Annotated in this window: 32 protein-coding genes; all 32 read left to right on the top strand. The window is 60.4% G+C overall.

Going from position 1 to position 19,982, the window contains the following annotated elements; genetic code table 11:
- Positions 1-108 precede the first annotated feature (108 nt).
- Complete coding sequence (locus QZ332_RS00650) at positions 109-603, top strand: hypothetical protein (RefSeq protein ID WP_295761080.1); 495 nt, start codon at positions 109-111, stop codon at positions 601-603.
- A 46-nt stretch (positions 604-649) separates the two neighbouring features.
- The gene (locus QZ332_RS00655; protein ID WP_295761081.1) at positions 650-829 is read left to right on the top strand and encodes a hypothetical protein; all 180 of its coding nucleotides are present in this window, start codon (positions 650-652) and stop codon (positions 827-829) included.
- A gap of 70 nt (positions 830-899) precedes the next feature.
- Positions 900-1,499 carry a cell wall hydrolase gene (locus tag QZ332_RS00660; protein WP_295761082.1) on the top strand — a complete coding sequence of 200 codons (600 nt, stop codon included), beginning with the start codon at positions 900-902 and terminating at the stop codon, positions 1,497-1,499.
- Positions 1,500-1,511: 12 nt separating this feature from the next.
- Positions 1,512-1,700 (top strand): hypothetical protein, encoded by a 189-nt coding sequence (locus tag QZ332_RS00665; RefSeq protein ID WP_295761083.1) that lies wholly within the window; start codon positions 1,512-1,514, stop codon positions 1,698-1,700.
- A gap of 129 nt (positions 1,701-1,829) precedes the next feature.
- Entirely contained in the window at positions 1,830-2,135 is a 306-nt protein-coding gene (locus QZ332_RS00670; RefSeq protein ID WP_295761084.1) for a hypothetical protein, read from the top strand.
- Positions 2,136-2,168: 33 nt separating this feature from the next.
- Positions 2,169-3,191, top strand: coding sequence for a hypothetical protein (locus QZ332_RS00675; RefSeq protein ID WP_295761085.1), 1,023 nt, complete (start codon positions 2,169-2,171; stop codon positions 3,189-3,191).
- Positions 3,191-7,054, top strand: a complete 3,864-nt coding sequence (gene sbcD / locus QZ332_RS00680) for an exonuclease subunit SbcD (RefSeq protein WP_295761086.1) — start codon at positions 3,191-3,193, stop codon at positions 7,052-7,054. The genes QZ332_RS00675 and sbcD overlap by 1 nt, the downstream gene beginning before the upstream one ends.
- A gap of 59 nt (positions 7,055-7,113) precedes the next feature.
- The gene (locus tag QZ332_RS00685; protein WP_295761087.1) at positions 7,114-7,953 is read left to right on the top strand and encodes a DUF4373 domain-containing protein; all 840 of its coding nucleotides are present in this window, start codon (positions 7,114-7,116) and stop codon (positions 7,951-7,953) included.
- Positions 7,865-8,830 carry an ATP-binding protein gene (locus tag QZ332_RS00690; protein WP_295761088.1) on the top strand — a complete coding sequence of 322 codons (966 nt, stop codon included), beginning with the start codon at positions 7,865-7,867 and terminating at the stop codon, positions 8,828-8,830. Before QZ332_RS00685 ends, QZ332_RS00690 begins: the two co-directional genes overlap by 89 nt.
- Before the next feature lie 20 nt (positions 8,831-8,850).
- Positions 8,851-9,048 (top strand): hypothetical protein, encoded by a 198-nt coding sequence (locus QZ332_RS00695; RefSeq protein ID WP_295761089.1) that lies wholly within the window; start codon positions 8,851-8,853, stop codon positions 9,046-9,048.
- Positions 9,045-9,377, top strand: coding sequence for a hypothetical protein (locus tag QZ332_RS00700; RefSeq protein WP_295761090.1), 333 nt, complete (start codon positions 9,045-9,047; stop codon positions 9,375-9,377). The genes QZ332_RS00695 and QZ332_RS00700 overlap by 4 nt, the downstream gene beginning before the upstream one ends.
- Positions 9,374-9,568, top strand: coding sequence for a hypothetical protein (locus QZ332_RS00705; RefSeq protein WP_295761091.1), 195 nt, complete (start codon positions 9,374-9,376; stop codon positions 9,566-9,568). Before QZ332_RS00700 ends, QZ332_RS00705 begins: the two co-directional genes overlap by 4 nt.
- Positions 9,569-9,587: 19 nt before the next feature.
- Complete coding sequence (locus QZ332_RS00710; RefSeq protein ID WP_295761092.1) at positions 9,588-9,740, top strand: hypothetical protein; 153 nt, start codon at positions 9,588-9,590, stop codon at positions 9,738-9,740.
- 16 nt (positions 9,741-9,756) lie between these two features.
- Positions 9,757-10,572 (top strand): DUF6273 domain-containing protein, encoded by an 816-nt coding sequence (locus QZ332_RS00715; protein ID WP_295761093.1) that lies wholly within the window; start codon positions 9,757-9,759, stop codon positions 10,570-10,572.
- Between the two features lie 59 nt (positions 10,573-10,631).
- Entirely contained in the window at positions 10,632-11,084 is a 453-nt protein-coding gene (locus QZ332_RS00720; RefSeq protein WP_295761094.1) for a hypothetical protein, read from the top strand.
- The gene (locus QZ332_RS00725; protein ID WP_295761095.1) at positions 11,081-11,272 is read left to right on the top strand and encodes a hypothetical protein; all 192 of its coding nucleotides are present in this window, start codon (positions 11,081-11,083) and stop codon (positions 11,270-11,272) included. Before QZ332_RS00720 ends, QZ332_RS00725 begins: the two co-directional genes overlap by 4 nt.
- Positions 11,269-11,487 (top strand): hypothetical protein, encoded by a 219-nt coding sequence (locus QZ332_RS00730; protein ID WP_295761097.1) that lies wholly within the window; start codon positions 11,269-11,271, stop codon positions 11,485-11,487. The genes QZ332_RS00725 and QZ332_RS00730 overlap by 4 nt, the downstream gene beginning before the upstream one ends.
- Before the next feature lie 12 nt (positions 11,488-11,499).
- The gene (locus QZ332_RS00735; protein WP_295761098.1) at positions 11,500-11,709 is read left to right on the top strand and encodes a hypothetical protein; all 210 of its coding nucleotides are present in this window, start codon (positions 11,500-11,502) and stop codon (positions 11,707-11,709) included.
- Between the two features lie 17 nt (positions 11,710-11,726).
- Complete coding sequence (locus tag QZ332_RS00740; protein WP_295761100.1) at positions 11,727-12,044, top strand: hypothetical protein; 318 nt, start codon at positions 11,727-11,729, stop codon at positions 12,042-12,044.
- Positions 12,045-12,380: 336 nt separating this feature from the next.
- The gene (locus QZ332_RS00745) at positions 12,381-13,163 is read left to right on the top strand and encodes a DUF5131 family protein (RefSeq protein ID WP_295761102.1); all 783 of its coding nucleotides are present in this window, start codon (positions 12,381-12,383) and stop codon (positions 13,161-13,163) included.
- 10 nt (positions 13,164-13,173) lie between these two features.
- A complete protein-coding gene (locus QZ332_RS00750; RefSeq protein WP_295761103.1) occupies positions 13,174-13,392 on the top strand; it encodes a hypothetical protein in 219 nt (72 codons plus the stop codon).
- The gene (locus tag QZ332_RS00755) at positions 13,389-13,739 is read left to right on the top strand and encodes a hypothetical protein (RefSeq protein WP_295761104.1); all 351 of its coding nucleotides are present in this window, start codon (positions 13,389-13,391) and stop codon (positions 13,737-13,739) included. Before QZ332_RS00750 ends, QZ332_RS00755 begins: the two co-directional genes overlap by 4 nt.
- Positions 13,736-14,554 (top strand): hypothetical protein, encoded by an 819-nt coding sequence (locus tag QZ332_RS00760; RefSeq protein ID WP_295761105.1) that lies wholly within the window; start codon positions 13,736-13,738, stop codon positions 14,552-14,554. The genes QZ332_RS00755 and QZ332_RS00760 overlap by 4 nt, the downstream gene beginning before the upstream one ends.
- Positions 14,555-14,743: 189 nt before the next feature.
- Positions 14,744-15,145: a hypothetical protein gene (locus QZ332_RS00765; RefSeq protein WP_295761106.1), complete on the top strand. Its 402-nt coding sequence runs from the start codon at positions 14,744-14,746 to the stop codon at positions 15,143-15,145.
- Complete coding sequence (locus tag QZ332_RS00770; protein ID WP_295761107.1) at positions 15,108-15,278, top strand: hypothetical protein; 171 nt, start codon at positions 15,108-15,110, stop codon at positions 15,276-15,278. Before QZ332_RS00765 ends, QZ332_RS00770 begins: the two co-directional genes overlap by 38 nt.
- A complete protein-coding gene (locus tag QZ332_RS00775; RefSeq protein ID WP_295761108.1) occupies positions 15,271-15,573 on the top strand; it encodes a hypothetical protein in 303 nt (100 codons plus the stop codon). Before QZ332_RS00770 ends, QZ332_RS00775 begins: the two co-directional genes overlap by 8 nt.
- Before the next feature lie 5 nt (positions 15,574-15,578).
- Positions 15,579-16,097 carry a Holliday junction resolvase RecU gene (locus tag QZ332_RS00780; protein ID WP_295761109.1) on the top strand — a complete coding sequence of 173 codons (519 nt, stop codon included), beginning with the start codon at positions 15,579-15,581 and terminating at the stop codon, positions 16,095-16,097.
- A 28-nt stretch (positions 16,098-16,125) separates the two neighbouring features.
- Positions 16,126-16,776 (top strand): hypothetical protein, encoded by a 651-nt coding sequence (locus QZ332_RS00785; protein ID WP_295761110.1) that lies wholly within the window; start codon positions 16,126-16,128, stop codon positions 16,774-16,776.
- A gap of 173 nt (positions 16,777-16,949) precedes the next feature.
- The gene (locus tag QZ332_RS00790) at positions 16,950-17,540 is read left to right on the top strand and encodes a ParB N-terminal domain-containing protein (RefSeq protein WP_295761111.1); all 591 of its coding nucleotides are present in this window, start codon (positions 16,950-16,952) and stop codon (positions 17,538-17,540) included.
- Complete coding sequence (locus QZ332_RS00795; RefSeq protein ID WP_295761112.1) at positions 17,540-18,109, top strand: ParB N-terminal domain-containing protein; 570 nt, start codon at positions 17,540-17,542, stop codon at positions 18,107-18,109. The genes QZ332_RS00790 and QZ332_RS00795 overlap by 1 nt, the downstream gene beginning before the upstream one ends.
- A gap of 1 nt (position 18,110) precedes the next feature.
- Positions 18,111-19,130: a radical SAM protein gene (locus QZ332_RS00800; protein ID WP_295761113.1), complete on the top strand. Its 1,020-nt coding sequence runs from the start codon at positions 18,111-18,113 to the stop codon at positions 19,128-19,130.
- Between the two features lie 38 nt (positions 19,131-19,168).
- Positions 19,169-19,972, top strand: coding sequence for a pyridoxal-phosphate dependent enzyme (locus tag QZ332_RS00805; RefSeq protein WP_363323961.1), 804 nt, complete (start codon positions 19,169-19,171; stop codon positions 19,970-19,972).
- Positions 19,973-19,982 lie beyond the last annotated feature (10 nt).

The following is a 19,982-nucleotide window of genomic DNA, read 5'->3' on the forward strand; positions in this document are numbered from 1 at the left end:
CCCGAAACGGGGCACAATGTGCGGGCAAGCACGAGGAGAAGCCGTCTTTTGCGTCAATCCCCTTGTTTCAACCTACGCCCATTTTACCGCAGGAGGAGGCGAAAATAAATGCCGAGGCAAGCCACAAAAGCCATAGGCAACAGGTACTTCGAGGCACGAATGAGGGCCGCAAAGTACAACGAAAAGCTCTTGACGAGAGCGGGAGCGGTCGAATACCTCCCCGGCGTGACCGAGGACAGCCTCAAGAAGTACGAGCTGGACATCACCCGTCCGCCGAACGTCGTGGTCGCGCTGATGGCCGACGCTTATAACGAGCCGGAGCTGCGAGCGTGGTATTGCTCCCAAGAGTGTCCGCTTGGGAAGGACTGCCGGGAGATACCCGAAATGCCGCCGGAGCGCGTACTTATCAGGCTGCAAAACGCAAAGACGGGGGTGAACGCCGTAGCCGCCAGCCTCTCCGAGATACTGGACGACGGGATGGTGGACGAGAGCGAGGCAAAGCAGCTACCCCAGCTTCGAGACGAGCTGCTGGAAGTCCGGCGGCGAATGGACGAGGCGCTGGCCGTGCTCGAAAAGCTCCAAAGCGAGCCTACTGCCGAATAGGGACGACCCCTCTCGGAATACAGTTGCGGGGGAGGAGGTTGGTAGCATGGCCGACACAGGGCAAGGCCCGCATATCGTGAGGGATTTTACTGTAGGCAACACCAGAATCAAGATCGCGGACGACTGCTGCCGGGACAAGACCCCGGAGGACGTTCGGAAAATACTCAAGGAAATCGCGCAGGCGGCGCAGGCGGCAATTTCAGCGGCGGCGCTCGCAGCGGATTAAAAAACAAGCGGCGCAGGGAGCGCCGCACACCCGGCAGGCGGACAAGCCTGCCACCACAAAGGAGGACACCATGAGACACAGAAAGAAACGGCTGTATATGCCTGCCGTTGTGACGGCGCTGGTGGCGCTGTTGTTCACGGCAGCAGCAGCGGCGGCGGTATTTTCAGTCTTCACGGAGGCGGAACAGCAGACAGCGGAGCCGACGGTCGTAGAGGCCCAGCCCACAGCGGCTATGACGGAGCCGCAGCCCACGCAGGAGCCGGAGACTACATACACCAGCGCGATTTATAGCTACGACTGGGACGGCGAGGACGCTGAAATGCTGATGAAGATAGCCATGGCCGAGGCGGAGGGCGAGAGCGTCGAGGGAAAGGCGCTGGTTATGCTCGTCGTACTCAACCGGGTATGGAGCGATCAGTTCCCAGACAGCATCGAGGCGGTCATTTTCCAGCACTACGGAAACGTCTGGCAGTTTTCCCCTGTTGCCGAGGGCGGCAGATATTGGACGACGGAGCCGGACGAGGAGTGCGCAGAGGCGCTTGCGCTGGTGGAGAGCGGATGGGACGAGAGCCAAGGGGCCTTTTACTTCGAGAGCACTGGGAAAGACGGCTGGCACAGCCGGAACCTTGAGTTCCTGTTTGAGTATGGCGGCCACAAGTTTTACCGATAGGAGGCAGGGGCCGTGAACGAATTGAGACCGGGCGATAAGGTCACGATGAACGACAACTACCACGTCAGCGAGGCCAACAGGGGAAAGGTTTGGACGGTCAAATCTGAACCGTGGAATTGCTGCGGCACGATGGTCGTTAAACTGGAAGGAAAGTCCGGGGGCTATGCCGTGGATGGCCTTGACTTGGTGAAGGAGGGGTAGAACAGGTGGCATATTACAGGATTTGCCCGTACTGCGGCGATCACCTCGACCCCGGAGAGCGGTGCGACTGCCTTACCCGGAGGCCAGACGACGCAGAGGACAAGCCTGCGACGGGAGGTGATTCGGCGCATGGCAGAACCGATGCAGCAGCAGGCAGAGCGTTACCTCGGGGCGGCGATAGAGCCGCAGGAGTGGCGTAGGGCCTGCGAGAGCGCGGAGCGAAAGCTCCAATACATCATCGACAGAGAGGGGGATGCAAACGGCGAGAGGCGGGAGCCGTACTATCTCGCCCAGCTTATCGCGGAGGCCGTTCGTAGCGACCGCCTCCGGCGGCTCACAGCAGAACTCGCGGACAGCTATGAAATAACAGGGACAAAAAAAGACAGCCCGTGCAAAGCACAGGGCCGCCTCTCAACCACCCCTATTGTAGCATAGAAGTCCGACAAATGCAATAGGAGGATTCACAAAATGGCAACCGATTTAGCGACGCAGGGAGCCGGGAACGCCCTGATGATTACCCAGCAATATCCGGCAGAGCGGTATAACCTCCTCGTCCCGATGCAGACGGTGGCGGAAATCGCCGACATCCATAAGCCCGTGATGAACGCGGTGCAAATTTCCACCAACCTCGCGGACAAGGAAATCTACGAGCAGGAGAAGGCCAAGAGCGCGTGGAAAGACCGCCCGGCCACCCCTGCGGGCTACGCCCTCACCAAGAAGGGCCTCAACAAGCTCATGCGGGCGGCGGGCATCAAGATTTTGGGGACGCGCCCCATCATCCCATCCACCTGCCAGAAATGCGCGGAGGTCAACCGCAGCATTGGCCGCCCGGTCAACTGCGGGGCTTGCGGGAACAAGGATGTGAAATTCGAGGCCCGCATTTCCGTCCCCCAGCTTACCGGGGAGAGCATCGAGATCGTCGCACACAAGGAGATCATCGTGCAGGACGTGACCGACGGCATGAGCGACGCGCAGCGCAAGGAATTTCTAAAGTTCCGCTCGGAAATGTGCGAGACCAAGGCGATCAACCGGGCACTCCGGGCGGCCATGCACATCAAGAGCACCTACACCATCGAGGAGCTGCGCAAGCCCTTCGTGGTGGCCTACCTCGTCCCGAACCTCAACAACGAGGCCGTGAAAGCGGAGGCGATCAGGCACATGTTCACCTCGGCGCAGGAGCTTTACGGCGGCCACACGCCGGACGCTCGCAAGGCCATCTTCGTCGAGGACGACGTGGAGGAGGGTATGGAGTACGAGGCCCCCGGCAAACCCATCACGGGAAGCCACGCCTACGAGGAGGCCCCGCCGGAGCCTCCCCGCCAGCAGCAGCAGAGGCAGCAGCGGGCAGCGGAGACGGCCCCGGACTTCGACCCGACCATCTGTACCGAGTGCGGAGCCAAGTGCAGCAACGGCGTAGTGAAGTACAGTCAGGAGCAGTACGGGCGGACGCTCTGTATGAACTGCCAGAGGAAGCAGGGAGGTAATCAGTAATGGGAATCAAGGTTTTACATACGGGAGACCTGCACATCGGCAACTTCCCCGGCCCGGAGAAGGACGGCGAGAACGCCCGTTTCCTCGACATCTGCCAGTGCCTCGACGCGCTGGTGGCCGGGGCGCGAGAGCAGCAGCCGGACATTGCGGTTATCGCCGGAGACATCTTCCATCAGGCGCGGGTATGGAGCGACCGGGGCCTCAAGGAGCAGCAGACGGCGGTGAGCTTCCTCCGGGAGCTTTCTTTCATCTGCCCGGTGGTCGTCATGCGGGGCACCCCGAACCACGACAGCGCGGAGCAGTTCGCCACGCTGACAAGTACCTTCGCGTTCGACAACCGGGTACAGATCATCACCGAGCCGGGGGTACACCTCGTCAAGGGGAACAGTGGCGGATGGTTGAATGTCGCCTGCGTCCCCGGATTTGACCGGGGGTACTACCGGGCGCAGCACCCCGGCCTCTCCTCAGAGGAGGAGAACGAGGTGTTCACCAAGGCCATTGAGGACATCATCATCGGTCTCAAGGCCAAATGCGAGCCGGGGATTCCCTCGGTGCTGATGGGGCACTTCACCATCACCGGGGCCAACATGGAGAGCGGGCAGACGGCGTTCTTCTCCCAGTTTGAGCCTGTGGTCTACCCGGACACCCTCACGGCGGCGGACTTCGACCTCGTTTGCTTCGGCCACATCCACCGCCCGCAGCAGCTCGACGGCTGCAAAAACACCTTCTACTGCGGGGCCGTCTCCCAGCTAAATTTCAACGACGAGGGGCAGGAGAGGGGCTACTACATCCACGGCATCGACGACGGGGCCGTGGTCTCCAACTTCCACCAACTCCCGACACGGGAACACCTCACCATCCGTCTGAACGACGAGGACATCGGGGAGATCACCAGCACGGGCGACTGGCTCTTTACCGAGCCGCTTCTCAAGTATCAGGAGGAGGCCAAGGACAAGATCGTGCGCGTCCTCTACGACTGCACCGACGAGCATAACAAGGCGTTCAACCATGGCACCCTCGAAAGCTGGCTGCGGGATGTGGCCGGGGCTTTTTGGGTGCAGGAGATCACCCCGCAGAAAATCACCATCACGGTAGACCGCCAGAGCATGGACGCAGACGGTACCCCGGAGAGCAACCTCACGGACTACCTCACCGAGAAGGGCATGGAGCCGGAGCGCGTCGGAGAGCTGGTGGAGCTGGCCCGGCCCATTATCTCGGAGGCTACGGAGCGGGCCACGGCGGAACGGCACACGGGGTTATTCGTCCCGGTGGAGATTGAGGTCAAGAACTACCGCAACTACCGGGAGGAGAAATTCAGCTTCGACCCCATCCGCTTCTGCACCATCAACGGCAGCAACGGCGTAGGAAAGAGCAGCCTTTTCATGGACGCTATGCTTGACGCTCTTTTCGAGGAGCCGCGAGAGGGCGAGCTGACGGGCTGGATTTGCAATGACCCGGAGGCCCGGAGCGGGGCCATCAAGTTCACCTTCAAGCTGGGCGACCGCCTCTACCGGGTGACGCGCACCCGCATGAAAAGCGGCAAGGCCACCATCAATATCGCGGAGCTGGTGGACGGCGAGTGGGCCGACCGCTCCAAGGAGAAGATCAAGGACACACAGCAGGAAATCGAGAACATCATCGGCATGGACAGCCTCACCCTCAAGGCCTGCGCCCTTATCATGCAAGACCAGTACGGCCTCTTTTTGCAGGCCGACAAAGAAGCCCGCATGAACATCCTCGGCAGCATTTTGGGGCTGGGTATCTACGCGGGCATGGAGGAGCTGGCGGCGGAGCGGGCAACCGATACCAACCGGGCCGTCCGCAGCCTCATGGACAAGGCGGAGGCGATCACCGCAGGGCTGCCCGACCGGGCGGAGCTGGAAGCTCAAATCGCCTATCAGGAGCAGAGCCGACAGAACTATGAGGCGGGGGCGCAGGAAAAGGCGGCAGCCGTAGACGGCCTCAAGGTCAAGCTCAACACGCAGCTCGAAGCGGCTGGCCGGGTAATGCGGCTCAACAGCAAGATAACCACCCTCACGGGCCAGAAAGCCACCAAGGAGGCCACCAAGACCTCGCAGGTAGGGATTATCACGGCGGCAGACACCATCCTCGCGGCGGAGGCGGAAATCACCGCAGGCGTGGCGAGTTACAACGCCCTGTTGGAGCGCGAGAAGGAGCTGATTGGAGGCAAGGCGACCTACGACAGCCTTATTTCCCGGAAAGGGCAGCTTATCGACGCGATCAATCAGGCTGACTACACAGCGGCAGAGGCGAGAAGGAAGAAAGCCGCCGTCACCGCAAAGACTACATCGGTGGCGCAGGCCCTCTACCGTGAAGCGGAGCTGGCCGGGAAGCACACCGAGTACACGGTCAAGGCCCAGCGGCTCGCGGAGCAGGAGAGCCATGAGACCGAGTACAGGAAAGCGGAGCAGGAGGCGGCGCTGGCACAGGCGGAGGTGGATAAGCTCGACCGGGAACACAAAACGGTCGTTTGGCAGGCGGAGCAGCAGCTCTCCTCCCTCAAGGATAAGGCCGCCATGCTGGAAAACAGCGGGTGCCCGGACGTTGAGCGGGCTACCTGCAAATTCCTCAAGGACGCGCTCGCGGCCAGAAATTATATCCCGGAGAAGGAGGCTCAGCTCGCAAGGCTTGAGGAGGAGTACCAGAAAGGCCGTCAGGCGGCCCTCGAAGCCCTCTCTCTGGCGCAGACGGCCTTGGCCGACAGTTTATACCACCCGGAGGAAGTCGCCTCTTTGCGGGCCTCTCTGCGCTCCCTCGAAGCCGCAGAGCGGGAGTACCAGAACCTCGCCGCGCAGCGGAGCGAGCTGAAGCTCTTGGAGGAGCGGGCAGCGGAGCTGGCAAAGGCTGTATCAGACGCGGAGGACACGGCGGCGAAGAACCGGGAGGAGCTGGCGGCGGTAGAGAAGCAGATCACCAGCGCGGAGACGGCCAATGCGAGCTACACGCGCCTGCAATCCGAAATCGCCGTGGCCCGGCTTTGGCTGGACAAGGAGAAGCAACTCCCCGTGGCGCGGGAGCAAAAGTCGGCGGCGGCGCAGCGCGTCCTTGAGCTGGGCGAGGAGATCGAGGCCATCGAGAAGGAGATCACCGAGGCCCGGACAGAGCTGGCGGTGGAGCAGAGCAAGACCGTCGGCAGGGAGGAGCTGCAAGCGCAGGTTGACAGGGCGGAGGCCGAAATCAGGAGCTTGCAGGAGGCGGCGCGGAGCGCGGACATTGCGCTGGGCGGCCTCAAGGCACAGATGGAGCAGGCGGAAAAGAAGCTGGCGGAGGCGGCGGAGCTGCAAGAGCAGGTCAACGCGCAGTCGGTCAAGGCCGCCGGATACGAGGAGCTGAAAAAGGCGTTCTCGCAGGACGGCATACCCCACAACATCATCCGCAGCATCATCCCCATCTTCGAGGCCACGGCCACCAATATCCTCGGCCAGATGTCGCAGGGACACATGAGCGTCGAGTTCGTCACCGAGAAGGTGCTCAAGAGCAACGCCAAGAAAGAGGTCACGACCCTCGACATCATCATCAACGACAGCGACACCGGGCGGCTCCCGTACATGAGCCGGAGCGGCGGAGAGCGCGTCAAAGCGGCCCTCTCGGTCATTCTGGCACTCTCGGAGATCAAGAGCAGCAAGGCCGGGGTGCAGCTCGGATTCTTGTTCATCGACGAGCCGCCCTTCCTCGACTCGCCCGGTGTACAAGCCTACTGCGACGCGCTGGAAGCCATTCAGCAGCGGTACGGCAGCCTCAAGGTCATGGCGATCACCCACGACCCGGCCATGAAGTCGAGATTCCCGCAGAGCGTGGACGTGGTGAAGACCGCAGAGGGCAGCAAGGTCATTTACGAGTAATAACCGGGGCTATCCGGGGTGAAAATCCCCGGATATGCCCGGAAAAGGAGGTGTAGTCGTTGGGACGACCGCGCAAGCAGACGGTTGACTATTTCCCGCACTTTGTCAGTACGGACAGCCGGACGCGATTTATTCTTGAGCAGAACTGGGGCAACGACGGGTACGCCTTTTGGTTTAAGCTCCTTGAGCTGCTGTGCCGGAGCGAGGGGCACTACTACGACCTCTCGGAGGCCGCCAACGGGAAATACCTTGAGGCCCTGATGAAGGTGGACGCAGAGACGGCCAGCAATATACTCGACACGCTGGCAGACCTCGGGAACATCGACAGAGACCTATGGGAGGAGCGGAAAGTCGTCTGGTGCCAGAGCCTCGTGGACAACCTACAGGACGTTTACTCCAAGCGGACGGTCTCGGCCCCGGTGCGGCCCTTTACAGAGGGCCAGCCGGAGGAAGACCCGGAGCCGGAGCCGCCCGCGAGGAAGCGGGGGAGGCCCCCGAAGCCGCAGGAGGGCAGCCAGGGCAGCCAACGGGGGGTATGCGACGAGGTTGCGGCGCTCTACAACGAAATCTGTGTCTCATTCCCTCGGCTTAGAAGTCTCTCGGAGGCCCGGAGAAAGGCGATCAAAGCGCGGCTGGCGAACGGCTATACGGTCGAGAGCTTCAAAGAGCTTTTCCAAAAGGCGGAGGCCAGCAGCTTCTTGAAGGGCCAGAACGACAGGAATTGGCAGGCGACCTTCGATTGGCTGGTTAAGGACAGCAACATGGCGAAGGTCATTGACGGGAATTACTCAGACGAAAGAGGTATCAGCTATGGGACTGGAACCAATAGGGGCGGTGCTGGCGGCCAGCCAACAGCCCCCGGAGCCTTCAAACCGTCGGGAGGCTTCAAAGGACAATAACAACTTCATCACGCCGACACAGGCGCAGGAGCGCGGTATTCACTGGAAGCAGCCTCCCCCGGCGACGGGGAAGTGCGAATACTGCGGGAAGACGCTGGAACCCCGTGGGCTGGTGTTCGGCGACACGATAGCCATTTGGAACCCGGTACTCCCGCGCTGCGACTGCGAGCAGGCGACGGCATACTGGCAGGAGCAGGACAGGCAGGCGGCAGAGGAGGCCCAGCGTGAAGCGGAGATCAAACGCCGGAGGGCCATGCAGAGGAGGGTAGAACAGCTCCTCGGACAGAGCGGCATCAAGAAGCGCTTCCAGCAGCGGACATTCCCGAACTTCCGCACAGACACGCCGGGGCGCAAGAAAAACTATGGGATAGCCAAGGAGTACGCAGACAACTGGGTCTACCATCAGGCCAGAGGCGACGGCCTCTACATAGAGGGCACCAACGGCACAGGCAAGACGCACCTCGCGGCAGCCATAGCCCTACAGCTTATCCATGAGGGTGTCCCCGTGATATGCAAGACCTCAAGCGACCTCCTCCTCGACATCAAGAAGTCGTTCGACGGCGACGGAATGAGGGAGAGCGACGTGCTGGACATCTACAAGAGGGTGGATTTGCTTATCATCGACGACCTCGGGAAGGAGCAATGCAGCGATTGGAGCATGAGTACGCTCTACTCCATCCTCAACGACCGCTATGAGGATATGAAGCCCACCATCGTCACCACCAACTACAACGCCGACGCGCTCGTGGCGGCGCTCACCCCGAAAGGCTTCGACAACACCAAAATCGTGGCGATCATCAGCCGCCTCCGGGAGGTCAGCACCGTTATGACGATGGCGTGGGCGGACATCCGAGGGAAGGAGGAGACGCAGCCGTGACTACGGAGAGGAGGACGCACATGGACAAGCAGCCGGAGAGCGAGGTATTCACCATCCCGGCCCGGCGCTGTAAGCGGTGCGGCGGCCTCCTCACCAGCGCACAGGCCATCAAGGACGGCTACGGGAGCTGCTGCCTGCGGAAGGTACGGCAGGAGGCGCGAGCCAAGGAACAGCTCAAGAATCAGTGCAGCCTATTTGACGAGGAGGAGAACCAGTGAATGACATATACCGGGACATCTGCGAAAAACTCGATTGGAGCGTCACCGACACCGGGGACGGCAACATTGAGCTTGAGAAGTACAGTCCAGCCGGGGAGGACTTTATTATCACCGTCGGCGCGGAGAACTTCGTGGACAACGTAAAAGCCTATGCCGCCAGCTTCGACAAGGACGAGCATATCGAAATGTGGATTGAGGCCCGGCGCAGCGGGACGAGAGGCGTACCATCCGCCCGCGAGCTGGTGGAGGACGCGCAGGCCATTGACGATATGCTGCGGGAGCTGGCCTGTGCCCTCTTTGAGGCGGAGTTGGAGGCGGTGGGCGCATGAACAAAGACGAGTTTAGGCAATGGATTTACGACAACTACAACGTGCCGGGGAACAACTGCACTATGGCCCCGGATATGCTCGACGGCATACTCGAATGGGCGGAGAGCATGGAGCCGGAGGAGAAATACCGATTCTTCTGCGTTGTTTTCCCCGCATTGCCGGAAAGCGTTATCCGGCGCGTTGATTATTGAGGAGGCGGCCATGCAGTACATGAGACTTACCAAGGGAGAGAAAGCACGGCACCCCTCCATTCATCACACGGGCAGCGTCCGTGGCATGAAGAAAAACGGCGGCTGGGGGAAGAACGACCGCTGTGTACGCTGCGGGCAGTACATCTACAATCTTTCCATCACGGTCAAATGAACAGGAGGACGAAACAATGGCACAGGTAAAAATCAAGGCCGGGGCAATCGAATTTACGGCAAATGGCGGCGCGGAGCTTATCGCGCAGGAGCGGGAGGCTTTTATCGGCTTCCTCAAGCACAAGATGGGGGAGGACATTCTGGCCGCCCAGCGGCGGCGCAAGGCGCAGCGGCTCCATTCGGAGCCGGACGACACCATGAACGCCCGGCGCATCCTCACCTGCAACATCACCCCGGAGACGCTGAAATGGGCCATCAGGGAGGGGCGCTTGGACGGGATTATCAAGCCATTCGACGAGATCGACATCCCCCTCGACACGGGCGGCACCGTCACGGCGGTATGCGGCTACAGCGACAGTTGTGCGGCCCGGTTTGTCCTCAAGGACTGCTGGGACGAGGCCGTGATGAACGAGGAGGCCACCAATAAGGGCGGCTACTTCAAGAGCAAGGGCCGGGCGCACGTCCTCGTTGACATCCTCCCCCATATCGCGCAGGAGTGGCGGGCCATCTTCAAGCCGCGCAAAATGGCGGAGATCATCGACGGGGAGCGGGTGGAGTACGAAGACCTTATGTGGCTCCCCTCTGCCACCGACGTATTTGGCCCCTCGGAAAACGGCTGGTGGAAGGACGAGGACGACAGCTTCCGGCTCGCCATCTTCGACAGGGAGCGCGACCGCGTGAAGGAGTGTGGGGACAACGGGACGTACCCGTACTGGCTCCGCTCGGTCGGTGCGGGCTCCGCGAACTACTTCTGCCGTGTCGACACGTGCGGCGGCGCGAGCAGCTACTACGCCTACTACTCGATTGGCTTCGCGCCGGGCTTTGACATCTAATCGAAAATCGACAGAATCCCCGGCGCGAAAGCGCCGGGGAGGAGAAAGGAGCGAACCACATGGACGAAATCGGAATCTGCAAGGCGGCACTCAAACAGTGGGGGCCGGACGCGCAGACGCTCATGGTATTCGAGGAAATGAGCGAGCTGCAAAAGGAGCTGTGCAAGGCCGCGAGGGGCAAGCAGAACAAGGACGCTATCGCGGAGGAGATCGCCGACGTTTACATCATGCTCACGCAGATGATTCTCCTCCACAAGTGCGCGGAGGAGGTCGAGGAGCAGAAAGCCCGGAAGCTGGAACGCCTCGAAGCCCGGATTGCCGAGGCGCAGGAGACCACGGGCCGGGACTACGACGAGCAGGACAAGCATTGCCGGGAGTGCATCTGCCCCTCCTGCGACATTTTCAAGACGGCGGACTGCCTTTACGGGCCTGACGGCTGCAAGAAGTGTGAGCCGGATTCTCACGTCGGGCATTGCTGGTGGCACCCGGAAGAGAGGGGAGAGCAGGAATGAGGCTCGGTGACGCTATCAGGATTTTTGCGGACATCGACAGCGAGGAATACACCGACGAGCAGAAAGGGGCGGCCATACTCGCAGTTATAGGAATGGAGACGCACAACAGCATCAAAAAGACTGCTATGCTCAAGGTTATCCGCTACCTACTCAACCTTGCTTTCGAGGTGCCGGAGGGCGGGGGATGAAGGTTTTCAGCGCAGCGGCTTTCCTTGCCTCGGAGAGTGGGAAGCACCTCAAAACGATTCTCGGCGGTCACATCAGTCTCTTGGACGGCAGGCAGGTACAGGAAACCGGGGATGGATTTGGGCGGATAGATTATGAGGCAGACGGCCAGAGCTGGGAGCTGTACCCGGTTATGCCGGAGTGGTGCGCAGAGGACACGCAGGAGCGGCTATTTTGACGGGAGGCAACTATGTATAAAAATTCGGAGGGCTACCCCGACCCGACCGCAGGCGCGGCCTACAGCGCCATCCGGCAGGAGGAGCGTCAGCGGGAGGCAGACCGTCTCGCTGCAATCAGCGCCCTTATCCCGGTTATGAAGGGAGCGGCGGAGCTGGCGGGCTTCGAGGTGGTCGGCAGGATTACCCTCAAGGACAAGGCCACAGGAAAGGAGTACAGATAGGAAGGAGGCCAGCGTGAGTGAAAGCCTATGTAGCGTGGGACAATGCGGCGCTGGAAAACTACGAAACCATTGTTTTCGCAGAAAACGCGAGAGAGGCCAAGAAAATCGCCTTTACCTGCGACGTTTGCGAAAACGCGGACTATATACAAGTCCGGGTGAAGCGCCTGCCGGAGGCGGACAAGCTCTACAAGGGCCACCCGGAAATCGACTGGTGGGACGAGGAGACACGGCTGGCGCTCGTAAAAGAGCTGGGATGGGCCTGCGAGGACACCTCCTATGAGTGCGACACCTGCATCGCCAAGGGATATTGCAGCCATTGGGAGGAGGACGAGTAGCCATGGCAGAGTGGAAGGACTTCGGGGACGGTATTTACTGCTGCTCTCGTTGCGGTATGCCAAGCGGCTGGGCGCACCCGGCGATTATGAGGCAAATGCTCGGAGACTACTGTAGCTCCTGCGGGGCAAAAATGGACAACCCGGACACGGGCAACAGAACACCGAGGGAGAATTTGAGGGCCTACTGGCGGCAGGAGCGCCGTGGCAGGCATCAGTATTTTTGCTCCGTTTGCGGCGGCAAAGAATCAGCCCCGCGAGTGTGGTGCCCGCGCTGCGGGGCGCACATGGACGACGGAGCTTGGGAAAAGCGCTACGCGATAAGGAAGGAGTGGGAAAATGAACAAAACTGACATCGAATGGGCCGACATGACATGGAACCCGGTCGTAGGCTGCAAACACGGCTGCGAATACTGCTACGCCCGGAGGATTGCCAAGCGCTTCGGCGGCTACGACAAAGCAGACGGCACGATCACCACGCACAACCCCCTGCCTCGGGCGGAGCTTCACCAGCCGCTCACCATCACCCGGAGCAGCGGGAAGACCGTCAACTCGCCGTTCCCCTTCGGCTTCGAGCCGACGCTCCTCTACTATCGGCTTGAGGAGCCGCAGCACATCAAGAAACCGCATACCATTTTCGTTTGCAGCATGGCCGACCTGTTCGGGAACTGGGTGCCGACCAACTGGATAAAGCTGGTGCTGGACGCTTGCGAGGCGGCCCCGCAGCACCGCTATATGTTCCTCACCAAGAACCCGGAGAGGTACGCGCAGCTCGACAGGCTGGCGCTGCTGCCTCACAAGGACAATTTCTGTTACGGCAGCACAGTCACGGGGAAGGACGGAAGACGATTCAATGGCTCGGTGCTTCTGAACACGTTCTTGAGCATTGAGCCGCTGCACGAAAACCTCGACGCGGGCCTCGGCAGCTTCGGCGGCGACCGCCTTATCATCATTGGGGCAGAGACGGGGAACCGGGCCGGAAAGATCATCCCGGAGAAAGCGTGGGTGGACAACATCTGCGAGGCGGCAGACATCACCCATGCAGCAGTCTTTATGAAGGACAGCCTCAAGCCCATCGTCGGCAAGGGGAATATGCGGCGGGAGCTGCCGTGGGAGAGATAGGAGGAGCGGTATGGACAGCAGGAAAAAGACCGACAGGCTCATTAACGCTATTGGGACGGTAGCAGAATCCTCGCTCGTCTTTTACCGGGCGGCGATTGGAGCGGGGGCCACAGAGGGAGAGGCGACCCGCCTCTTGCAGGCCTATATCGCGGCCATGTCGTTCGGAAAGGGCCAGCAGGCGCAGGCACAGAACACGACCGCCCAGCAGCAGGGGGGCCAGCAGACATGACCATCGACTTCTGCAAGCCGTGGAGCGACGAGGAGTGCAGGCTATTCCTCGACGCGATCAGGAAAAGGAAGACGGAATACTGCGAGGAGCGCGGCCTGCCCGTCCCGGCCTTTGACAAGGTGGAGGACTTCTACATCGAGCCGGAAATGCTGCCCGGCCATCAGACCACAGAGGAGAGACTGGAAGCAGAGCAGCACCAAAAGCTCAAGGAGCTTCGTGCAAAGCTCGGAGACGTTCTCTACCATGAACCCGCAGACAGCGGCAGCGAGGCGGAGGACGATATTTGGGCGCGGGCGAACAGCCTCAAGGAAGCGCTCGACGACTTTTTCGAGGAGGAGCAGCCATGAAGGAGAAAGTTACCTCCACCGACATCAAACGCGCCCTCGCAGAGAAGCATTGGAGAGACTTTTTCCTCACGGAGGTCAAGAGCGGGCCGACACAGCTCGCCGTGCCCGGCGGCCTCAAGATTCTCGACGGTCTTGCCATCCGAAAGAGCTGGACGGCCCCTTGCTTCACTGGCTACGAGGTGAAAATCAGCCGCAGCGACTTCCTGCGGGACGCGAAATTCTACACCTACGAGGAGCTTTGCAACTGCCTTTACATCGTCTGCCCCAAAGGGATGATTGAGCGGACGGAGCTGCCGGAGAGCGTCGGCCTCATGTACTACGACCCGGAGAAAAAGACCATCACCACCCGAAAAAAGGCCATTTTCCGCAAAATCGAGTACAGCCCGGAGCTGTTGCTCTACATCATCTTCTCCCGCCTCGACAGCGACCGCTACCCGTTTTTCTCCACAAAGCAGGAGTATTTCAAGGAATACCTCGCCGGAAAGCGGGACAATCGGGAGCTTGCGCAGGCAGTCAAGACCAAACTGGTACAGGACAACGCTCGGCTCGAAAGCGAGCTTGGGAATGTCGAGGCGTTTCGCCAGAACTATGAGATATACAAGGCAGTACAGGACGTTATGCACAAACACGGCATCTGGATATTCCGGGCCAGCGACGCAGCAAAAGAGCTTGACAAAGCCCTCACCAGAAAGTGCCCGGAGGATATTTCCAGCGTCCGGCAGAGCTTGGAGGGTATCTTATATCGGCTGAAACGGATGGAGGAGGCCGGGGAGAAGACGGGGGACGGGAAGAAGCCGGAGCAAGGGGAGGGTTAGAAATGAGAGGGCCGAAATACCCGAAAATCAAAGAGGAACCGGGAACCTGCGGCGGCTGCGGGCACTTCGACAGGATTTATAACAGCGTCGGCCCTTCGGCAACTGGGGTATGCCGGGCCAAGCCGAACAGGTGGGCGCTTTCCCAGTGCGCCAAAGCCTGCAAAAAGTACAGGTGGAAGGGAGACACCCATGACAATTAAGGATTTTAAGGTCGGCCAGACCGCCTATATCCTCGGAGACAGGCGGGGAAAGGACGCGGGCCTCGCAACAGAGGCGGAGGTCGTAAAAGTTGGCCGAAAATATGTCACAGTTGCTCCGGGGGCGCGGCAAGAGATTCGATTCTTTGAACCGCACACAGAGACAACCTTCCTTTATGAGGACAAGGACTATGGCACAAAGCGCCTCCTGTTCCTGACAACAAAGGACGTGGACGAGTATAACGAGCTGAACGACCTGCGGAGCTGGGTGCAGGAGGCCACAAACTGGATGAAGGTCAAGGACTACACCCTCGCCCAGCTTCGGGCGGTCAAGAAGATTCTGAAGGGAGACAACCATGGAGGCGTGGCTCAAGAAAGCGATCAAGGCGATTGAGGCCGATGCACAGTGCGCCTACGGTATGTGCAAAGACACGGCGCTGAAAGAGCAGGTGGAGCTTGACTTTGTCCTTGAGAAGTTTTTGGCAGCGTTCAGAAAAATCGTGGAGAAGGGAGACAACCATGAGTAAGAAAAAGAATTGCAGGCGCACCCCGGCGGAGCAGGCCCTCCACCGGGAGGCCGTGCGCCTCCGCAACATGACGGACAGGCAGCTCGTCGAGCAGTTCCACCGGGCGGCGGAGCCGGAAATGGCCGTCAGCGTCCCCAGCGTGGCGCAGGATGGCGCGGAGGCCACCACCCCTATCGGGAACACCTCGGCGGTGCAGACGCTCCTCACGGCCCTCTCGGAGGGCAAATGCAAGGGCATCAAGGGGGCGACCGCCTACAAGGTCGCGCAGTTCGCGGCCGAAATGGGACTGGTATGATGGACATGGCTGATGTAATGGACGCGCAGCACTACCGGGCCATCGTAATCGGGCGGCAGAACAAGGCCGCCGGGGAGGAGTGGGAGCGCATACTCGAAGCCTCCTGCCAGCACTACCGCCTCACAGGGGAGGCAGAGATCGAGAAGACCCCGGAGCCGATCAAGCAGCTCGGCCCCAAAAACCGTCAAGGGAAGTTCACGGCCTGCTACACCAAAAAGGCGCAGCCGGACTACAAGGGGACGCTCAAGGGCGGGCGGTCAGTCGTATTCGAGGCAAAGCACACGGCCAGCGACCGCCTCCAACAGAGCGCCGTCACACCCGACCAAGAGAAGCGGCTCAACCGCCACATGGCACTCGGCGCGGAGTGCTTCGTGATGGTCTCCTTCGGTTTCCGGGAGTTCTTCAAGGTGCCCTGGGCGACCTTCCGGGCCATGAAGGAGCACTACGGCAGAAAGTATATCACGCCGGAGGACGTGCAGGAGTACAAGGTCAGGTACATAGGCGGCGTTCTCCATTTTCTTTAACAGGCAGCAGAGCCGGAAAGGAGCCAACATGGACGAAAAGCACGAAATGGACAAGCGCATTGAGGCCGCCGTCAGGTCTGCTATCGAGGCAGGAATCACCGACATCGAGGGGAAGATACGGGCGGCAATCGAGGTCGGGGTGGAGGTAGGTGCGGCGGCAGCAGCAGAGGCCGCAGCCACGGCAGCGGCAAAAGCGGCAGAGCGCGAGCGCAAGCGGCTCCAACGGCAGCAGACCGACAAGAGATACCACGACACCAAGCTCCTGATACGGAAGTACCGCCAGCTCAACGAATACTACCAGAACGCCGTATTCGACGAGGACGGGGCAGAGGAGACAGACGAGGACTTCGAGGAGATCATGCGCAGTTTCGGGGTGAGCTTCCGGGACAAGAAGATCACCGCAGACAGCATAAAGCGCAACTACCTCGTCACCCGCGTCGTCATGGCCCACGTCAACAAAATGCTGGACGTGTTTCAGACCATGTGCGAGGAGAGCAACCGGGCCTCGGACAAAAGGCGGTGGAGGATTCTATACGGCCTGCACCTCGCGGAGGTACCTGTCACGGCGGAGGAGCTGGCCCGGCAGGAGAATATCGGAAAGAGGGCTGTCTACGACATTGTGGACAGGTGCATACCAGACTTGAGCATACTTTTTTTCGGCATCAGCGGTCTTGAGTAGCTTCCAGAAGCGGGGAAAATTCACAAATGGGGCACTTGACATTCATTCCATAAGATGCTAAACTGTACCCTGTAATATAGCGACGACAGGACACCGCTCATTGCAGGAAGCAGAGAGCGGTGTCTTTTTTTGCGGGGATTTTTGCCCCGAAAAGGGCCGGAAAGGAGATAAAAGTGGAAATTCGGACGCTGAAAGCGGCACAACTCGCGGCGGCGGGCTACAACCCCCGGAGAGACTTGCAGCCGGAGGACGCAGAGTACCAGAAACTCCGCCGGAGTATTGAGACGTTCGGCTACATTGAGCCGATCATCTGGAACGAGCGCACCGGGCGCGTCGTAGGCGGCCACCAGCGCCTCAAGGTGCTGCTCGAACAGGGCCGGGAGGACATCGAGGCCGTGGTCGTAGACCTCGCGGAGAAGGACGAAAAGATACTCAACGTCCTGCTCAACAAGGTCAAGGGCCGCTGGGACATCGGGAAGCTGGCCGACCTTTTGCAGCAGCTCGACGAGACCGGGGACATGGAGGTTACAGGCTTCGAGGACTGGGAGCTGCAAAGCCTCCTCATGCAGTACGACCACATAAAAGACCTGATGGAGGAGGATTTTTCCGACTACTCCGACAGCAAGGAAAAGGACACCTTCACCATGACCTTCTCCCTCCCGGAGGGAGCGCGGGAGACGGTCGAGAAGTACATCGAGAACACCGAGAACGCCAAGGCGGAGCTTGCCACGGCGATCATCAATGTGGTAAAGGGGGTATCGTGATGGAGATAGCGCGGAAAAAGATACGCGATCTCGACCGGGCCACCTACAACCCCCGGATAGACCTTATCCCAGGCGACACCGAGTATGAGAACCTGCGCCGGAGCATCATCACCTACGGCATGATTATCCCCGTCGTCTGGAACCAGCGGACGAACAGGGTGGTAGGCGGCCACCAGCGGCTCACCGTCCTCGAAAACGAGGGGGAGACCGAGGTGGACGTGTCGGTGGTAGACCTCGACGAGACGCAGGAACGGCAGCTCAACGTGGCCCTCAACAAAATCGAGGGCGGATGGGACGAGGAGAAGCTGGCCGCCCTGCTCGCGGAGCTGGGGGACGACGCACCGCTCACGGGCTTCACGCAGGCGGAGATCGACAGCCTCACCAACGACATCGACAGCCTGATAGACGGCGACACCGTGGACGAGGAGCTGCGGGCGATAGAGGAGTTCTTCAACGTCAGCCTCACCTTCAACAAGGCCGACCGGGAGGAGCTGAAAGCCTACGTCAAGGACTACGGCAAGGAAGCGCTCATTGAGGCGATCATCCAGAAAGCAAAGGGGGAAATCTGATATGGGATGCAAATGCGGCTCGCAGGTGATTTTGTGCAACCTCCCCATCCGCTTCGACACCTACAAGGGGTGCAGCCACGGGTGCCGCTACTGCTTCGCGCAGAAAAAGCGGAATATCGGGAAGATCGAGCGGGACGAGACCGTGGAGGCCATGCGCTCCTTCATCGAGGGGAAGCGCAGTCGGGAGACGGCGTGGTGCGACTGGAATATCCCCATCCACTGGGGAGGCATGAGCGACCCCTTCCAGCCCATCGAGAAGAATATCCGGGCCAGCTACGAATGCCTCAAGCTGCTGGCGGAGACCAAATACCCCTTCGTCGTCAGCACCAAGGGCAGGCTCGTCGCCGACCCGGAATACCTCGACCTGCTGGCACAATGCAACTGCGTCGTGCAGGTCTCCATGGTATGCAGCAAGTACGACCAGCTTGAACCGGGCACACCGCCCTACGAGGAGCGGCTGCAAATCGCCGGGACGCTCGCCAAGAGGGTACAGCGGGTAATCGTCCGCGCACAGCCCTATATGCCGGAGGTCTTCAACGACGTGATGAAGAATATCCCCCGGCTGGCGGAAGCGGGAGTGTACGGCGTGGTCGTCGAGGGCATGAAGTTCTACAAGAACAAGCCCGGCATGGTGAAGGTGGGCGGAGACGTATGCTACCCCCTCCACGTCCTCCGGCCACACTTCGAGGCCATCAAAGCAGAGTGCCACCGCCACGGCATGAAGTTCTACTCCGGGGAGAACCGTCTCCGGGCCATGGGCGACAGTATGACGTGCTGCGGTATAGACGGGCTTGAGGGCTTCAAGGGGAACGAGTACAACCTCTGTATGCTGGTGAACGGGCAAACCCCGGAGCCTACCGCGCTGATGAAGGAGATCGGGACGGGCGGCCCGTTCCAGAGCCTCAATCAGGCCGCAGGCTATAACAAGAAGATCAACAGCCAATCATTCTACGGCCTCATGCAGGAGGAGCTTTCCACCCGCCTCGACTACTACAAACGTCTGTTCGGGTTAGAAGAATGACGGCCCACGACCTGACCCCAGTACAGGAAATCGCCGGAATGTACTTCAAGCGGGACGACCTCTACACCCCGTTCGGGGCCGGAGGGGTGAACGGCGGGAAGCTCCGACAGTGTATGCTACTGGTGGAGGCAGCGCTGGGAAGGGAGCCGGGCACAAAGGGAGTAATCACCTACTGCTCGCTCCACTCCCCACAGGGGCCGATCACAGCGGCGACGGCGCGGCACTACGGCCTCCCCTGCGTGGTGGCCTACGGCGGGGCCAGCGATATGTCGGTAGCGACCGGGAGTATGCCAAGGCTCGCCATGAGCTACGGGGCCGGTGTCCAAGTGATAGCAAAGAGCGGCAGGCACAACGTCCTCAAGCAGAGGGCGGAGGCGCTGGCAGAGGCGCGGGGCCTTTTCGTCGTCCAATACGGGATAAACCTCGACGACTACGGGGAAGTCCTTTTGAGCGCGGTAGCGGAGCAGGTACAGAACATTCCCGACGAGCTGGACGACCTGTATATCACCTGCGGCAGCGGAATCACCGCCAGCGGCGTAATCGTCGGCATAGAGCGGTACGGCAAAGCTGTAAAAAATATCCATCTAATCTCTACGGCGTATGACCGCCGGGAGAAGGTGAGGGCGACACTCCGGCGGTACGGGGTGGAGCGGCCCTTCCAGTACCACGACCTTTTCCACACCCCCGGATTCGTCTATGAGAAGCAGCAGAAAATGAGGGTGGGAGGTGTGAAGCTGCACCCGCAGTACGAGGCCAAGAGCATGAAATACCTCTTGGAGCACGACCTCAACAGGAGGAACGCGCTATTCTGGATTGTGGGAGCAGAGCCAAGGGAGCGATAAGGAGAGGAGG

Origin of the sequence: uncultured Oscillibacter sp. (genome assembly GCF_910584465.1) — a bacterium.
In the GTDB taxonomy this organism is placed as follows: Bacteria; Bacillota; Clostridia; order Oscillospirales; family Oscillospiraceae; genus Oscillibacter.

What these genes read in the sequence shown, in the direction of transcription:
- QZ332_RS00650 (WP_295761080.1), top strand. Translation starts at nt 109, where the DNA reads ATGCCGAGGCAAGCCACAAAAGCCATAGGCAACAGGTACTTCGAGGCA.
- QZ332_RS00655 (WP_295761081.1), top strand. Translation starts at nt 650, where the DNA reads ATGGCCGACACAGGGCAAGGCCCGCATATCGTGAGGGATTTTACTGTA.
- QZ332_RS00660 (WP_295761082.1), top strand. Translation starts at nt 900, where the DNA reads ATGAGACACAGAAAGAAACGGCTGTATATGCCTGCCGTTGTGACGGCG.
- QZ332_RS00670 (WP_295761084.1), top strand. Translation starts at nt 1,830, where the DNA reads ATGGCAGAACCGATGCAGCAGCAGGCAGAGCGTTACCTCGGGGCGGCG.
- QZ332_RS00675 (WP_295761085.1), top strand. Translation starts at nt 2,169, where the DNA reads ATGGCAACCGATTTAGCGACGCAGGGAGCCGGGAACGCCCTGATGATT.
- sbcD (WP_295761086.1), top strand. Translation starts at nt 3,191, where the DNA reads ATGGGAATCAAGGTTTTACATACGGGAGACCTGCACATCGGCAACTTC.
- QZ332_RS00690 (WP_295761088.1), top strand. Translation starts at nt 7,865, where the DNA reads ATGGGACTGGAACCAATAGGGGCGGTGCTGGCGGCCAGCCAACAGCCC.
- QZ332_RS00695 (WP_295761089.1), top strand. Translation starts at nt 8,851, where the DNA reads ATGGACAAGCAGCCGGAGAGCGAGGTATTCACCATCCCGGCCCGGCGC.
- QZ332_RS00705 (WP_295761091.1), top strand. Translation starts at nt 9,374, where the DNA reads ATGAACAAAGACGAGTTTAGGCAATGGATTTACGACAACTACAACGTG.
- QZ332_RS00710 (WP_295761092.1), top strand. Translation starts at nt 9,588, where the DNA reads ATGAGACTTACCAAGGGAGAGAAAGCACGGCACCCCTCCATTCATCAC.
- QZ332_RS00715 (WP_295761093.1), top strand. Translation starts at nt 9,757, where the DNA reads ATGGCACAGGTAAAAATCAAGGCCGGGGCAATCGAATTTACGGCAAAT.
- QZ332_RS00720 (WP_295761094.1), top strand. Translation starts at nt 10,632, where the DNA reads ATGGACGAAATCGGAATCTGCAAGGCGGCACTCAAACAGTGGGGGCCG.
- QZ332_RS00725 (WP_295761095.1), top strand. Translation starts at nt 11,081, where the DNA reads ATGAGGCTCGGTGACGCTATCAGGATTTTTGCGGACATCGACAGCGAG.
- QZ332_RS00730 (WP_295761097.1), top strand. Translation starts at nt 11,269, where the DNA reads ATGAAGGTTTTCAGCGCAGCGGCTTTCCTTGCCTCGGAGAGTGGGAAG.
- QZ332_RS00735 (WP_295761098.1), top strand. Translation starts at nt 11,500, where the DNA reads ATGTATAAAAATTCGGAGGGCTACCCCGACCCGACCGCAGGCGCGGCC.
- QZ332_RS00745 (WP_295761102.1), top strand. Translation starts at nt 12,381, where the DNA reads ATGAACAAAACTGACATCGAATGGGCCGACATGACATGGAACCCGGTC.
- QZ332_RS00750 (WP_295761103.1), top strand. Translation starts at nt 13,174, where the DNA reads ATGGACAGCAGGAAAAAGACCGACAGGCTCATTAACGCTATTGGGACG.
- QZ332_RS00755 (WP_295761104.1), top strand. Translation starts at nt 13,389, where the DNA reads ATGACCATCGACTTCTGCAAGCCGTGGAGCGACGAGGAGTGCAGGCTA.
- QZ332_RS00760 (WP_295761105.1), top strand. Translation starts at nt 13,736, where the DNA reads ATGAAGGAGAAAGTTACCTCCACCGACATCAAACGCGCCCTCGCAGAG.
- QZ332_RS00765 (WP_295761106.1), top strand. Translation starts at nt 14,744, where the DNA reads ATGACAATTAAGGATTTTAAGGTCGGCCAGACCGCCTATATCCTCGGA.
- QZ332_RS00770 (WP_295761107.1), top strand. Translation starts at nt 15,108, where the DNA reads ATGGAGGCGTGGCTCAAGAAAGCGATCAAGGCGATTGAGGCCGATGCA.
- QZ332_RS00775 (WP_295761108.1), top strand. Translation starts at nt 15,271, where the DNA reads ATGAGTAAGAAAAAGAATTGCAGGCGCACCCCGGCGGAGCAGGCCCTC.
- QZ332_RS00780 (WP_295761109.1), top strand. Translation starts at nt 15,579, where the DNA reads ATGGCTGATGTAATGGACGCGCAGCACTACCGGGCCATCGTAATCGGG.
- QZ332_RS00785 (WP_295761110.1), top strand. Translation starts at nt 16,126, where the DNA reads ATGGACGAAAAGCACGAAATGGACAAGCGCATTGAGGCCGCCGTCAGG.
- QZ332_RS00795 (WP_295761112.1), top strand. Translation starts at nt 17,540, where the DNA reads ATGGAGATAGCGCGGAAAAAGATACGCGATCTCGACCGGGCCACCTAC.
- QZ332_RS00800 (WP_295761113.1), top strand. Translation starts at nt 18,111, where the DNA reads ATGGGATGCAAATGCGGCTCGCAGGTGATTTTGTGCAACCTCCCCATC.
- QZ332_RS00805 (WP_363323961.1), top strand. Translation starts at nt 19,169, where the DNA reads ATGTACTTCAAGCGGGACGACCTCTACACCCCGTTCGGGGCCGGAGGG.